A 14,396-nucleotide genomic window follows, 5' to 3' on the forward strand; every position below is an offset into this window, starting at 1 on the left:
GATATTCTACCGCTTCCAGTGCCCGGCCAACGAACCGGGCGTGTTTCAGGCGCGTGGCCTGGTTGGTCTTGGCCTCTACCGCCGCTGTTCGGCGGTGGCAGCGTCCGACACGATGTCGATCCGCCAGCCAGTCAGTTTAGCGGCAAGCCGGGCGTTCTGCCCTTCCTTGCCGATCGCCAGCGAGAGTTGGTAATCCGGCACCACTACGCGGGCGGATCGGCTCTCGGCATCCGTGATGGTCACGGAGCTGACACGCGACGGCGACAGCGCGCTGGCGATGAACGTCGCGGGATCCTCGCTAAAGTCGACAATGTCGATCTTTTCGTCGTGCAGCTCGGTCATCACGGCGCGCACGCGGGAACCCATTTCGCCGATGCAGGCACCTTTGGCATTCAGCCCGGGCACATTGGCCTTGACGGCGATCTTGGTCCGGTGTCCGGCCTCGCGGGCGAGGGCAACGATCTCCACGCTCTTGTCAGCGATCTCGGGAACTTCAAGTTCGAAGAGCTTGCGCACCAATCCGGGGTGCGAACGGGAGAGCGTGATCGACGGGCCCTTCATGCCGCGGTGCACATCCACCACGTAGGCCCGCAGCCGGGTGCCGTGCAGGTAGCTCTCCCCCGGCACCTGCTCGGGCGGCGGCAGCAATGCTTCCACTGTGCCCAGATCCACCTGGACCATATGCGGGTTGTGGCCCTGCTGGATCAAACCGGAGACCAGCTCGCCCTCCTTGCCGCGGAAAACGCCCAGCACGTTGTCGTCCTCGGCGTCGCGCAGGCGCTGCAGGATGATCTGGCGCGCTGTGCTCGCGGCGATCCGGCCGAACCCGCTGGGCGTGTCGTCGAACTCGCCGACCACGGTGCCGTCGTCGTCCACCTCTGCCGCCCAAATGGTGACGTGCCCGCTCTTCCGGTCCAGCTCGGCTCGGGCCCGCTCGATCGAGCCCGGGGACTTGTGGTACGCCACCAGCAGTGCCTGTTCGATCGTGGGGATCAGCAGGTCCAGCGGAATTTCGCGTTCGCGCTCAAGCAGCCGCAGGGCGCTCATATCGATATCCATCTCAGGCCTCCTCCTCGTTCGCCGGCTCGCCGTTGGCCTCGGCCGCCACTTCTTCGTCCAACCGTGCAAACTCCACTTCCACCTTGCCGGAGCGGATGTTCGCAAACTCCATCTGGACCGGTTCGCCGGGGCGGGGCTTCATGCCCTTTTTCGGCGCTTCTTCCGGCCGCATGGTCACACCGTCGGCGCCAACCTCCAGCACGCGGCCCGTCAGGTCGTCACCGGACACCAGCTTGACCTTGACCAGCCGGCCCACGTTACGGCGCCAATGGCGTGGCTGGGTCAGCGGCCGGCTGAGGCCCGGCGATGAGACCTCCAGGCTGTAGGGCCGGCCGTCATCCTGCGGGTCCTCGTCCAGGGTCTTGGAGAGAGTCTGCGAAACTTCCGCGATAGCGTCCAGCCCGACGCCGCCGGTCTGATCCTCAGGCAGGTCAACGATGACGTGAATGGTCCGGAGAGCTCCGGCAACCCGGATCTCCACGTCCTCGAGGAACAATCCGTGGGATGCCACGGCCTGTTCCAGCAGCTCTTTCAGGCGTGCGGCCTCTGCGAACGTGTCGGCACCGGATTTCCCTCCGGTAGTGGGCACGCCGCCGTGATTGCGCCGCTGGGCCATGCTGTCTCCCTGTTCTGGTGAGTCTGACTTCTAGACTAGCGACTTTACCGCGACTGGTGCCCTCCCTTGCACCAGCGGCCGCCCCCGGCCGTGCAGCGGACGCCAAACCCGTGACATCATCGTCAGTTGTGGGATCTACTTCAAGGCGCCGGGACGGCGGACCAACCACGCCATCCCGGGGATGGTGGCGGGTGCCGCTGCTGGTGCTCACCGCGGCGATCGTGCTCAGCACCGGCACCGTGGTGGCGAGCATCACCGCTTCCACGCCGCCGCCGAGCATCACAGAGCAGGCGCGCGTGGACGCGCTGGCCGGACTTGAGGGCCTGGCGGCCGCCTTTACGGAGCACGACGGCGACGGCTCCCCCACCGCTGCCCTGCTCCAGAGCCAAGCCGACCTGCTGACGCTGACCACGTCCTGGCCCTCGGGTTCCCCGGCAGCCGGGGGCGCCGGGGATCCTACTGCCGCAGCCGCAGACTCGGGCGCACCGTCGGCGACGCAGCAGCCCGGAGCCGAAGACTTGGTCGAACTGGCCGGGGGTCTGCTGGCCGACGCCCGGGAGGCAGATCCTGGACTCGCCCGGCTGCTCGCGTCGATCGGTTCCGCCCTCTACGCCCAGGCGCAGACGATGCCCGGCGGAACCGACGTGGCCCAACCGTGGGAGGATCCGGAAATACCGCTGGAGCCGGCCGGTTGTCCCGCGGCGGCCCCGGAAGATGACGCAAGCGGGAAGGCAACGCCCGCTCCGCCGACCTCGGCGGAGGCCATCGCCGCCGTCGTACTCAGCCAGGAACGTCTGGTCTACGCCTACGAATCGGCGTTGCCCCGCCTCGCCGGAGCGGAGCGTACGGCTGCCGCCGCCCGGCTGGCGGCCCATACCGCGTCGGCGGAACACTGGCGATCGCTGGCGGCGGCGGAGTGCCTTGACCTGCCGTTGCCCGAACCGGTCTACGCCCTGGGCAGCGAGTTCGCCAGCGACCCGCTTCCGGCACTTCGAGATGCGGAGGACGCCGCCCTGGCCCCACTGGCCGATCTGGTCTCGCTCAGCGACGGGGCGGTCCGGGAACACGCGGTCGCCGGACTCGCCGAGGCCACCACGGACCTGGCGGAATCAACCGGCGAGGTGCCGCCGGCTCCGGGCCTGGACGACGAGTTGCCGGCTGCCCCTTCCGCCGCCCCGTGAACGCCGACGTGGAATTACCCCCGGGACTGCGCCGCAGCGCGGCCGGTTCCGCCGCCGGCCGGGAGTGGCTGCGGGGTTTCAACGACCTCCATGCCGGCGCCATGCTGGACTGGAACCTGCGGGCGGCGCCCGGCGGCCCGTGGTTCGGCCAGACGGCGGCGGTCTTTCCCGTGCTGGCGCCCGATGGTTCTTCCGCTGTCCTGAAGCTGACTTTTCCGCATCCAGAGGCCGACGGCGAAGCCCGGGCACTCAGGCTCTGGGACGGCCGCGGGGCGGTCCGGCTGCTGGCCGAACGCGGCGCCTTCGTGCTGTTGTTGGAACGACTCGATGCCGGCCGGCCGCTCTCCACCATCGCGCTGGACGACACCTCCGGCATCTGGGGCGGACTGGTCCGTCAGCTGCAGCTGCCTCCAGCGACCAGCCCGGCAGGCGGTTTCGAGATGGTGTCGGCCCTGGCGGAAGAATGGACGGACACCCTCCCGGCCCGCTGGCTGGAGCTGGGCAAGCCGTTCCCGACCTGGCTGATGGAGTGTGCCCTGGAAGTCTGCCAGGTCCGTGGCAGCGTTGGCCGGCGCGAGGACCGCGATGTGCTCCTGCACAGCGACCTGCATTATGGGAACATCCTGGCCCGCCTCGACTCCCCGGCAGGTTTTGCCGCCATTGATCCCAAGCCACTGATCGGCGAACCCGAGTTCGCCGTCGCGCCGATGCTCTGGAACCGGATCGCCGATTTACCGGCAGTCGACGCCGGACGCCATCTTCGACGCCGCTGCGTGGAGCTGGCTGAGGCGGCCGGGCTGGAACCGGACACCGCCCGCGAATGGGCCATGGCGCGCGAAGTGGATAATGCCCTGGATTACCTGCAGCAGGGTGCGACCGGTGACGCCGTGCGGTCGCTCTGGGTCGCCTCCACGCTGGCCGGCAGCACCTTGCCGGATCTTCCGGCCGCGCACGCCTTGCCGGCACCGGCCTGAGCCGGCCGCCGCTTACCGGCCGAGCACGTTCTCCTGCAGCACGTCGTAGCCAAGCTTGAGGATCAATGCGGCGACGACGAACAAGAAGACCACCCGGATGAACTTGCTGCCCTGGGTGACGGCCATCCGGGCGCCAACATAGCCGCCGGCCATGTTGACCAGGCCCAGCACCAGTCCGAGTCCCCACAGCAGTGCGCCGCTGGGCAGGAAAAACGCCAGGGCGCCGAGGTTGGTCGCCATGTTGACGATCTTGGCCTTGGCGCTGGAGGCCAGGAAGTTGTAGCCGAGCACCGCCACCATCGCGATGATCAGGAACGAGCCGGTGCCGGGCCCGATCAGTCCGTCGTAGAACCCGATGACCAGGCCGATTCCCGCGGCAGCACCCAGGTGCCGGACGCCCTTGTACCGCAGCTGCGTCAAGGTCCCGGCCGTCGGTCGCAGCGCAGTGAAGACTGCCACCGCAATCAGCGCCAGCACGATGATCGGCTTGAAGACCTCGGCCGGCAGGACGGTGGCCACGATGGCGCCGCCGAAACTGCCCACCAGCGCTACGCCGGCCATCGGAAGGGCGGTTTTCAGGTCGGGATGCGCCCTGCGGTAATAAGTCACCGCGCTGGTGGTGGTGCCGAAGATGGACCCCATTTTGTTGGTGGCCAGCGCCTGGACGGGGCTGATTCCGGGGACCAGCAGCAGGACCGGCAGCTGGATCAGGCCGCCGCCTCCCACCACGGCGTCCACCCAGCCCGCAGCAAAGCCACCCACCACCACGAGGGCGAGGGTGGCCAGCTGCAGTTCTTCGAGTCCGGAAGTCACTTCCCGGCGAGGGCGGCCAAATGAGTTGCCGCCATGCCCACCGGAACGTTTTCGGCCTGGCCGGTGGCCCGGTCCTTCACTTCGACGACGCCGTCGGCCAGGCCCCGGCCGACCACCACGATGGTGGGCACGCCGATCAGTTCGGCGTCGGAGAACTTCACGCCCGGGGACACCTTGGGCCGGTCGTCGTAGATGACCTCGACGCCGGCGTCCGAGAGCTCTTCGGCCAGTTTGTTGGCTGCCTCGAAGATCTCCTCGCCCTTTCCGGTGGCCACGATGTGCACGTGCGCCGGGGCCACGTTGCGGGGCCAGACCAGGCCCTTGTCGTCGTGGTTAGCCTCGGCCAGGGCCGCCACCGCGCGGGTGACACCGACGCCGTAGGAACCCATCGTGACCGTGGCCAGCTTGCCGTTGCGATCCAGCACCTGCAGCCCCAGCGCCTCGGCGTACTTGCGGCCGAGCTGGAAGATGTGGCCCATTTCGATACCGCGCGCCGCCTCCAGCGGACCGGAACCGTCCGGGGCCGGATCTCCTTCACGCACCTCGACTGACTCGATGATGCCGTCCCAGCCGAAGTCGCGGCCGGCGACCAGCCCGAACACGTGCTTGCCGTCTTCATTGGCGCCGGTGATCCAGCGTGAGCCCGAGACCACCCGGGGGTCCACCAGGTACAGCAGCCCGGTGACGGACTCGGTTCCCAGCACCGCAGCGTCCAGGCTGTTGCCCGGACCGATGTAGCCCTTGACCAAGCCGGGGTGCTGCTTCAGATCGTCCTCAGAGGCAGCCTCGACCTCGACTTCGCCGCCCATCGGCAGGAAGGCGCCGATGTTCGCCTCGACGCGCTTGAGATCGACGGCGCGGTCGCCGGGAACCCCGATGACCACGATGGTCCGCTCGCCGGTGGGCAGTTTGACCGCAAGGACCACGTTTTTCAACGTGTCCGCGGCAGTCCAGTCCCCCTCCGCGCGCGGAGCCAGCTGGTTGGCCGAAGCCACCAGTGTCTCGATGGTCGGCGTTTCCGGAGTGTCCTTGACCTCGGCGGCCGGCGCGTCGGCGTAATCGATCGGCTCCGGCGCCACGGTGGCGACGGCCTCCACGTTCGCTGCATAGCCGCCCGGGGAACGGACGAAGGTGTCCTCGCCCACCACGGTGGGATGCAGGAACTCCTCGCTCTTGGACCCTCCCATGGCGCCTGACGTGGCCTTGACGGTCACGACTTCCAGACCCAGCCGGTCGAAGATCCTCAGGTAGGCGCGGCGGTGCGCGTCGTAGCTGATGTCCAGGCCCTCGTCGTCGATATCGAAGGAATAGGAGTCCTTCATGATGAACTCGCGGCCGCGCAGCAGGCCGGCGCGCGGGCGGGCCTCGTCGCGGTACTTGTTCTGGATTTGGTACAGGGTGACGGGCAGGTCCTTGTACGAGGAGTACAAGTCCTTGACCAACAAGGTGAACATTTCCTCGTGCGTGGGGGCCAGTAGGTAGTCGGCGCCCTTGCGGTCCTGCAGGCGGAACAGTCCCTCACCGTATTCGGTCCAGCGGTTGGTTGCCTCGTACGGTTCGCGCGGCAGCAGCGCCGGGAAGTGCACCTCCTGGGCGCCGATGGCGTTCATTTCCTCGCGGACGACCGCCTCCACCTTGGCCAGCACCTTCAGTCCCAGCGGCAGCCAGGAGTAGATGCCGGGGGCAGCACGGCGGATGTAACCGGCGCGCACCAGCAGCTTGTGGCTGGCCACCTCGGCGTCGACCGGGTCATCGCGCAGGGTGCGCAGGAACAAGCTGGACAGGCGAAGAACCACTGCAAGAATCCGTTTCTCAAGGCTTGGGCCAGCACCGGCCCGCGAAAACAACTGCCTTCTAATCTATCGGTTCCGTGCGCGTGCTTGCGACAGCCGGCGGCGGCACAGCGTCTTCAGGCGGCCCCTTGACCCGGTAGGTCGGCAGGAACGGGCCTAGAACAACACGGTGGCGAACGTGCCGACCTGCCGGAATCCGACCGATGCGTAGGCGGCCACCGCGCGGTGGTTGTAGTCGTTGACGTACAGGCTGGCGACCGGGGAGTATTTCCGCGACAGTTCGACGACGGCGGCCATGCATCCGGCGGCCAGGCCCTGGCCGCGGTAGGCCGGGTTCACCCACACACCTTGAATCTGCACGGCGTCGGCGCTGACGTTGCCGAGCTCCGCTTTGAAGACCACCTGCCCGTGGCCGTCCCGCCGGATGAGCGAGTGGCCCTTCCGGATCAGCGTGGCCACGCGCTGCCGGTAATGCTGGCCGCCGCCGGTCAGCGGCGAGTATCCGACTTCTTCCTCGAACATCGCCACGCAGGCGGGCACCAGCACGTCAAAATCGTCTTCGGTGGAATACCGCACGTCCGGGTCGGCGGCCACGGCCGGGGTGCCCCGCAGCTCCAGCAGCGGCTGGTTGGGCCGCACGTCGAAGGCCCGCGGATGCGCGTGCCGAAACGACGACCAGATGCCCAGCACGCCTTCGGCCGGGCCGAAAATCGAGGACATACGGCGGTTGCCGGCGGCCAGATGGGCGCCCAGCCGCGCGCCTTGTTCGGCGTCCAGCCCGACCGGTACCGCGTTGACCCCGGCCCAGCAGGCTCCGGTGAGGGCACCGCCGTCGTACATCCCCAAAATCTGGGCGCCGGACGGGGTGGGGCCGGCGGTTCCGGCGGACTCCAGGTGGGCAGCCAGAAAAACGTTGGCTACCGGGTCAGCGCGCACCAGCTCCCAGAGCAGCTCGGTGTCCGCATGTTGCAGCGGCCGGATTCCGGCATACGGATCTGCGGGCACGGCATCCGCCGCACCCGCTGCCTCTCGGCTAGCTGACGTTAACCACGGGGCTACCCTTGACAGCATTTTCGCCATCGGAGTCACCCATCTCCTCGGCAATCCTCATTGCTTCTTCAATGAGGGTCTCAACAATTTGGTCTTCCGGAACAGTCTTGATGACCTGGCCCTTCACAAAGATCTGGCCCTTGCCGTTGCCGGAAGCTACGCCCAGATCCGCTTCGCGGGCCTCGCCCGGTCCGTTGACCACACAGCCCATCACGGCAACCCGCAGCGGGACTTCCATGCCCTCGAGGCCGGCGGTGACCTCGTCTGCCAGCTTGTACACGTCCACCTGGGCGCGGCCGCAGGACGGGCAGGACACAATTTCGAGTTTGCGCTCGCGCAGGTTCAGCGACTGCAGGATCTGCAGGCCCACCTTGATTTCTTCTACCGGCGGGGCGGACAGCGACACGCGGATGGTGTCGCCGATGCCCTGCGAGAGCAGCGCGCCGAAGGCGGTGGCGGACTTGATGGTTCCCTGGAACGCGGGGCCGGCCTCGGTGACGCCCAGATGCAGCGGCCAGTCGCCGCGTTCGGCCAACAGTTCGTAGGCGCGGACCATGACCACCGGGTCGTTGTGCTTGACCGAGATCTTGAAATCGTGGAAATCGTGTTCCTCGAACAGCGAGGCTTCCCAGACCGCGGATTCCACCAGGGCCTCCGGGGTGGCCTTACCGTACTTTTCCATTAGCCGCGGATCGAGTGAGCCGGCGTTGACGCCAATCCGGATCGAGGTGCCGGCGGCCTTGGCGGCGGCGGCGATTTCCTTAACCTGGTCATCGAACTTGCGGATGTTGCCCGGGTTCACCCGGACCGCCGCGCACCCGGCGTCAATGGCGGCGAACACGTACTTCGGCTGGAAGTGGATGTCCGCGATCACCGGGATCTGGGACTTCTTCGCGATGATCGGCAGCGCTTCGGCGTCATCGGCGCTGGGGCACGCCACCCGGACAATGTCGCAGCCCGACGCCGTCAGTTCGGCGATCTGCTGCAGGGTGGCATTGATGTCAGTGGTCGGCGTGGTGGTCATCGACTGCACGCTGATCGGCGATTCCGAGCCGACCCCGACAGAACCGACCTTGATCTGCCGAGTTTTCCGGCGGGGCGCCAGGACAGGCGGTGGTGAAGCTGGCATTCCAAGATTGACCGAGGTCAAGACGTCCTCCATGTGCCGGTCGGCAGTTGCTGAACAGATTTCATTATCCCCCTCCCGGCACGGCCATGGCACATGCAGCGGGAGTGGTGTGGATTATGCGTAGTCGGCGAATGCGCCGGTGACGGGCGCCCATTCGGTGGTTTTCAGTCCGGAGACAAGGTTGTTGAGGTTGAACGGGTCCTGCTTCAGCTCGTCCAGCAGGCTGTTTTCGTTCTCGGCGGTGAAGATCAGCAGCGCGCCGGTGCCGTCGGAATAGGGCCCCGAGGCCAGCAGGCGGCCCTGCTCAACGAAGCTTCCCAGCCAGGCGCGGTGCGCCGGACGGTGTTCGTCCCGGCCGGCCTCCGAATCGGGGGTATACACGTATTCAACGGCAAAAACACTCATGGCCTTCACCTTACCCGGCGCCGGATGGCGGACGTTACTGGTAGGAAACGAACCAGGGTGCCGGCTCCACCTCGGTGTAGGTGCGCTCGGGGCTGAACGTCGGTGTGTCCTCGTCGTAAAAGTTCTTCCAGCCCATCCGGATATTCTTCGGCAGGTCCTCGCGGAGGGCCCGCCAGGTCTCCATCTTCTGCCCGGGGTTGCCGTGGCCGTCGGCGTGCAGCACCATGGCCAGTTCCGGGTGTCCGGTCTCCAGCTTGTGCCGGTCCGAGATCATCCGGTACTGGAACTGGTGCAGGATCAGCACCTTCTGCGGCAGCGAGTTTTTCCGGGTCAAATTGGCCAACCAGTCGCTGACCTTGTTGATCTCGGCGGCGCTGACCGAGCCGATCTGCTCCATGTGCCGCTCCCCCTTGCCCAGCCGCCATTCCGGATCCAGCGCCAGTCCCACATGCGGTTCTTTCAGCAGGTCTGCATACAACTTGGCCTGGGCCAGGAAGTCTGACCGTCCGGGCTGCAGGTCCAGCACCACGTACACCCCTGCCTTGCCGGCGGCATCGACCCAGGGGCGAAGCTCGTCCACGCCCGTCTCCGCCGAATAATCGCCGTCCTTGCCGGCCGAGGAAGAGGCGATGGTGGCGATGATCTCGAACGCCGGAACCACCGGCTCTTTGCTGTGCGGCTGGTAGCGCTTGGCCAGTCTTTTGGCGCGCCGGACGGAGTCCTTGATGCCCTGTTCGCCGAGGGCGCCGAGCGCGGGTCCCGCGGGATGCCCGTACAGCGCCACCATCCGCCGCGAGGGGAAGGCCAGCTGGCCCCCGCCGGGCAGTTCCGGGATTTCAAGCGCCGCCTCTACCCGGCTGCCAAACGTGCCATTGCTGCCGAACGCTTTGCCGATGCCGAGCACCCGGCGCTCCGGCTCGTCGCGGAGGAAATCGATGGTCGCGCTGCTCTGCCGCGGATCCGCCTTCGGGTCCTCGAAGATCCGTGCCCCGGCCGCCTCTGCCACCGCCAGCGTTGCGGGATAGTCCTGCTCGCCGTCCTGGTCGATCAAGACCGAGGCGTCCGCCGACTCCGCGGCGCCGTCGGGCAGATCAGGTTCTCCGTTCGGCGGCAGGACCTCAACGCCCGGCAGCAGGGCGGCCCACCCCGCGATGCCGCCGTCCGAACCGGAACCGGACGCGGCGGTTGCGCCAGCGGCGGAGTCGGCGGCAGAAGCGCCGGAGGAGGCGGAGGCTGAGGAATCATCGTCCGGCGCGCCATTGGGAACTTCGTCCGTCGCACTGCTGGGGCTGGCGGCCGGCTCCGCGGGCGGCTGCCCGAAAACCTTGACCTGTTGCACGCCGAGCCGCGCCAGCTCACTTTCCAGGCCGTCACCGACCAGCAGCAAGGGCACGCCCAGCGGCACCGACTCCGCTTCCGCTGCCGCCAGTGCCTTGGCATCGTCCGCCGCGGCCACGAACGCCACCGGGCTGGAAGCGAACAACGCTTGGCTGGCGGCCAATGACGCTTCCGCATCGGAGCCGGCAAGGACCTGGGGTTCGGCTGCTCCGGTGTTCAGCTGTATGCGGCCCGGGGAACCAGCGCTCGACGCGGCCGGCGAACCGGTGCCCTGTGCTTCGCCCGGTACGGTGCAGCCGGCCAAGGCCAGGGCCGCTGCCAGTGCTCCGGCGACGCCGGTTGAGGCCCATCTTCGGCCGCGCGCCTTGGCCGGCCGGATGGCGACCCGGAGGCCAGGTTCGGTACGGACTGTCCGCGGTGCTGCGCTCACGGCGTGTGGCTCCCTTCGCCGGTTCGGGCCAGTCTAACCACGGCCGGGCGGCCACCCCAGTCCCGTGACGGCGTGCCACGCGGCCGGCGCGTCAATCGCCGTCGTCGTTCGGAAAAGCAACATCCGGCAGCAGCGTCCGGCGCGGCCTCATCCGGCGCGGCAGCGTCCGGCAGTCCAGCATTCAGCGGGCCGCGTTCACCCTACCGGCTGCCGTGCGAGCGTCAACCGAAAATGTTGACCGGTTTGACGATGTCCGCGTAGATCAGCAGCGCACCCATGCCCATCAGCACCACCGCCACCACGTAGGTCAGCGGCAGCAGCTTGGCAATGTCCACCGGTCCCGGATCCGGGCGGCGGAACAGTTTGGCCACGCCGCGGCGCACCGCTTCCCACAGCGCGCCGGCCACGTGCCCGCCATCCAGCGGCAGCAGCGGGATCAGGTTGAACACAAACAGGGCCAAGTTGACCGAGCCGACCAGTCCAATCAGGGTGGCAGCCCGCGCCTCGAAGGGGATTTCCTCCATCGAGCTGATCTCGCCGGCAATCCTGCCCACGCCCACCACGCTCATCGGCCCATTCGGGTCGCGCGGAGCATCGCTGAAGGCGGCTTCGGCCACGTCGGCGAGCCGCTGCGGTAGATGCAGCACAACGCCGGTGATCGCCTGCAGGTTCTCCCCTACTGCCGGGAGTACCTCGGTGGCCGGCCGCGGCACCAAGGCCGTGGCGGCGCCCATGCCGACGAAGCCGGCCTGTTCCGTCGTCGGCTCGCCCCGGCCGTCCAGCACCGGCTGTCCGGCCTCGTCATACACCGGCCGCTCGGTGAGGATCGGGGTGATGTTCGTCCTGATTTCCTTGCCGTCGCGCAGCAGCGTGATCGGCGTCTTCTCCCCCGCGGCCTCCCGGATCCAGGCGGTCAGCTCGGTCCAGTCGGTGACCGGTTTCCCGTCAAAAGAGGTGACGGTATCGCCGGGCCGGATGCCGGCCGCGGTGGCCGGGGCTTCCGGGTCGCTGGGCAGGCAGTCGGTCTGCCCGGTCTCGGCGGCCTGCGCAGCCGGGACCACGCACTTGTTGACCTGGGAAATGGTGGTGGTGGCCTGCGCGGTGCCGAAGCCCACCAACACAATGCCGATCAGCACCGTGCCGATGATCAGATTGACGAACGGACCGCCCAACATGATGATGACGCGTTTATGGACCGGCAGTTTGTAGAACATCCGGGTCTCGTCGCCCGGCTGCAGCCGCTCCGCTTCCGCCTGCCGAGCGTCGTTGGCCAGTTGCTGGAACATCCCGGTGCTGGACCGCCTGACGCCGTCGCCGTCGTGGCCGTCCTTGGCCGGCGGGTACATGCCGATCATCGAGACGTAGCCGCCCAACGGGACGGCCTTGACGCCGTACTCGGTCTCGCCCCGCCGTCGGGAGAAAAGGGTTTTGCCGAAGCCCACCATGTATTGGGTCACCCGCACCTTGAACAGCTTGGCGGGCAGCAGGTGGCCCACCTCATGCAGGGCGATGGACACGGCAATGCCGACGGCCACGAAGAGCACGCCGAGAAGGAAAAGCAGAATGGTCACAACTTAGCCAAACGTTCGTGGGCCCGCGAGCGTGCCCAATCTTCTGCGGCCAGTACCGTGGCCACGGTCGGTTCGCCGGACGGCGCATGCCCTTCCACCACGGCCGCAACCGTCTGCACGATCTGGTCGAAGCGGATCCGGCCCTCGTGGAAGGCATCCACGGCCTCTTCATTGGCGGCGTTGTAGACGGCCATGAAGGTGCCGCCGCCGGCAGCCGCCTGCTTGGCCAGCCGCACGGCCCCGAACACTTCTTCGTCCAGCGGTTCGAAGGTCCAGCTGGTGGCCTGGCTCCAGTCGCAGGGCTGCGCCGCTCCCGGCACCCGCTCCGGCCAGCCCATGCCGAGTGCTATCGGCAGCCTCATGTCCGGCGGCGAGGCCTGTGCAATGGTGGATCCGTCGGTGAACTGCACCATCGAATGCACAACCGACTGCGGGTGCACCACCACGTCGATCCGGTCCAGCGGGACGTCGAAGAGCAGGTGCGCCTCGATGACCTCCAGCGCCTTGTTGACCATGGTCGCCGAGTTGGTGGTGACCATTCGGCCCATGTCCCAGGTGGGATGGGCCAGCGCCTGCGCCGGGGTGACGCCGCGCAGTTGCTCCTTGCTGAAGCCGCGGAACGGGCCGCCGGAAGCGGTCACGATCAGCCGGTCCACCTCCCCGGCTGTGCCCGAGCGCAGCGCCTGGGCCAGCGCCGAATGCTCCGAATCCACCGGCACAATCTGCCCCGGCCGGGCGGCCTCCTTGACCAGCGGGCCGCCCGCAATCAGCGACTCTTTGTTCGCCAGGGCCAGCACGTGCCCGGCTCCGAGCGCCGCCAGCGTAGGCGCCAGGCCAATGGATCCGGTAATGCCATTAAGCACGACGTCGGCGTCCGGCCAGGCAGCGATCCTCGCCGCGGCGTCGGGGCCGGCAAAGAGCTCCGGCGAGTAGCCGGACACTCCGGCCTCCGCCGCTGCCGTCTTGATGGCCGTCGCCAGGTCATCCACCGTTCCGGCGGCAGCGCCGACGGCACGCGCCCGGGTGTGGACTGCCTGCCGGGCGGCCAGTTCCAGGTTCCCGCCAGCGGCGAGCGCCGTGACCTCGAAGCGTTCCGGAGCGGCGTCCACCACGTCGATGCCCTGCGTACCGATCGACCCGGTGGAGCCCAGCAGCACCACCCTGCGTGGGGCGGATTGCGGGGCGGCCTGGGGCGGATCGCGAAACTCCATGCGGTCAATTATCCAGCACCCGCGGCGGCTTCGAGTGAGCTCGTCCAGTGGCGCCGCTGGCGCGGGTTGCTCGAGCGCTTGCGGACTGCCGGGTCATGCCGCCGCTGCGAGACCGGCGCTAGCGCTGAAATCATCCCTTGGCGTCGAGATCTCCGGGCACCCCTCTCTGTCAACCTGAAATGAGACGATTCCGTTTCATGAGGGCTGATGGAGAGATGTAGGAAATGACCAAATCAGCTCGTCGTGGCCCTTTCCGGACTGTTGTTGAGAAAATGGAGATCCTTGCGGAGTACGAGGCAGCGCCAAACGGGTCGAAGGGCGAGGTGCTTCGTCGGCACAAACTTGGTTCTTCCACGATCGGCAGGTGGGCCTATGCTCGGGACCATGATGAATTCGGACCCGGCCCCAAGGGCAACAGGCCACGGACCGGGAAGTCCGCTGTGACGCCGAATCGGCAGAGCGCCGAGATCGCGCGGCTGCGCAGGGAACTGGCCAAGGCACAGGCCGACCGCGAGGTCCTGAACGCCGCGCTTGAGTCCATGGGAAAAGCGCACGCGCTCTTGGAGAAACTTGCCGAGAGCGCGGAGCCGGAACCGCTGAAAGACACTTCCGAAACGACGCCGTCACCGGACTCGTCGACGCCGGATTAGGCGTTGACCGGGCCTGCAGCCTGCTCGGTGTTGCCCGGGCCAGTTGGTACCGGTACCGGAATCCGCCACGGGTCTGCCCGGCGCCGGTCCCGCACAAAGACCGGCGCCAGCCGGCTGCGCTGACGGAGACTGAAAGAGCGCTGATCCTGGACCGGATCAACCGCGAGGACACCGCG

General features: G+C 67.8%; 14 protein-coding genes. 3 read left to right on the plus strand and 11 right to left on the minus strand.

Features of this window, described 5'->3' with window-relative positions; genetic code table 11:
• Window positions 1–75: 75 nt before the first annotated feature.
• Both nusA and rimP read right to left on the minus strand, forming a co-directional pair.
• The gene (gene nusA / locus AB0N75_RS18295; RefSeq protein ID WP_364652368.1) at window positions 76–1,059 is read right to left on the minus strand and encodes a transcription termination factor NusA; all 984 of its coding nucleotides are present in this window, start codon (window positions 1,057–1,059) and stop codon (window positions 76–78) included.
• Between the two features lies 1 nt (window position 1,060).
• A complete protein-coding gene (rimP, locus tag AB0N75_RS18300; protein ID WP_364652369.1) occupies window positions 1,061–1,675 on the minus strand; it encodes a ribosome maturation factor RimP in 615 nt (204 codons plus the stop codon).
• 128 nt (window positions 1,676–1,803) lie between these two features.
• On the opposite strand from rimP, the gene AB0N75_RS18305 reads away from it, so the two are divergent.
• Window positions 1,804–2,856 (plus strand): DUF4439 domain-containing protein, encoded by a 1,053-nt coding sequence (locus AB0N75_RS18305; protein WP_364652370.1) that lies wholly within the window; start codon window positions 1,804–1,806, stop codon window positions 2,854–2,856.
• Window positions 2,857–2,864: 8 nt separating this feature from the next.
• Window positions 2,865–3,830, plus strand: a complete 966-nt coding sequence (locus AB0N75_RS18310; RefSeq protein WP_364652371.1) for an aminoglycoside phosphotransferase family protein — start codon at window positions 2,865–2,867, stop codon at window positions 3,828–3,830.
• A 12-nt stretch (window positions 3,831–3,842) separates the two neighbouring features.
• On the opposite strand, the gene AB0N75_RS18315 is transcribed toward AB0N75_RS18310, so the two are convergent.
• The 8 genes from AB0N75_RS18315 to dxr form a co-directional block, all read right to left on the minus strand.
• Window positions 3,843–4,643 carry a TSUP family transporter gene (locus AB0N75_RS18315; RefSeq protein WP_241913181.1) on the minus strand — a complete coding sequence of 267 codons (801 nt, stop codon included), beginning with the start codon at window positions 4,641–4,643 and terminating at the stop codon, window positions 3,843–3,845.
• Complete coding sequence (locus AB0N75_RS18320; protein WP_364652372.1) at window positions 4,640–6,439, minus strand: proline--tRNA ligase; 1,800 nt, start codon at window positions 6,437–6,439, stop codon at window positions 4,640–4,642. The genes AB0N75_RS18315 and AB0N75_RS18320 overlap by 4 nt, the downstream gene beginning before the upstream one ends.
• A gap of 153 nt (window positions 6,440–6,592) precedes the next feature.
• Window positions 6,593–7,441, minus strand: coding sequence for a GNAT family N-acetyltransferase (locus tag AB0N75_RS18325; RefSeq protein ID WP_364652373.1), 849 nt, complete (start codon window positions 7,439–7,441; stop codon window positions 6,593–6,595).
• Window positions 7,442–7,469: 28 nt separating this feature from the next.
• Complete coding sequence (gene ispG / locus AB0N75_RS18330) at window positions 7,470–8,636, minus strand: flavodoxin-dependent (E)-4-hydroxy-3-methylbut-2-enyl-diphosphate synthase (protein ID WP_127511743.1); 1,167 nt, start codon at window positions 8,634–8,636, stop codon at window positions 7,470–7,472.
• A gap of 93 nt (window positions 8,637–8,729) precedes the next feature.
• Entirely contained in the window at window positions 8,730–9,020 is a 291-nt protein-coding gene (locus tag AB0N75_RS18335) for a YciI family protein (RefSeq protein ID WP_364652374.1), read from the minus strand.
• Window positions 9,021–9,054: 34 nt separating this feature from the next.
• The gene (locus AB0N75_RS18340; protein ID WP_364652375.1) at window positions 9,055–10,788 is read right to left on the minus strand and encodes a hypothetical protein; all 1,734 of its coding nucleotides are present in this window, start codon (window positions 10,786–10,788) and stop codon (window positions 9,055–9,057) included.
• 221 nt (window positions 10,789–11,009) lie between these two features.
• The gene (locus tag AB0N75_RS18345; protein WP_364652376.1) at window positions 11,010–12,359 is read right to left on the minus strand and encodes a site-2 protease family protein; all 1,350 of its coding nucleotides are present in this window, start codon (window positions 12,357–12,359) and stop codon (window positions 11,010–11,012) included.
• Window positions 12,356–13,570, minus strand: coding sequence for a 1-deoxy-D-xylulose-5-phosphate reductoisomerase (dxr, locus tag AB0N75_RS18350; protein ID WP_364652377.1), 1,215 nt, complete (start codon window positions 13,568–13,570; stop codon window positions 12,356–12,358). The genes AB0N75_RS18345 and dxr overlap by 4 nt, the downstream gene beginning before the upstream one ends.
• A 440-nt stretch (window positions 13,571–14,010) precedes the next feature.
• Here dxr and AB0N75_RS18355 point away from each other — a divergent pair, with 440 nt between their 5' ends.
• Window positions 14,011–14,220 carry a hypothetical protein gene (locus tag AB0N75_RS18355; protein ID WP_364652378.1) on the plus strand — a complete coding sequence of 70 codons (210 nt, stop codon included), beginning with the start codon at window positions 14,011–14,013 and terminating at the stop codon, window positions 14,218–14,220.
• Here the strand turns inward: AB0N75_RS18355 and AB0N75_RS18360 are convergent.
• The coding region (locus tag AB0N75_RS18360; protein WP_364652379.1) for a hypothetical protein at window positions 14,217–14,396 on the minus strand (180 nt) is incomplete at its 5' end. The two genes, AB0N75_RS18355 and AB0N75_RS18360, sit on opposite strands and share 4 nt — an antisense overlap.

Origin of the sequence: Arthrobacter sp. NPDC089319, assembly GCF_040684925.1 — a bacterium.
In the GTDB taxonomy this organism is placed as follows: Bacteria; Actinomycetota; Actinomycetes; order Actinomycetales; family Micrococcaceae; genus Crystallibacter.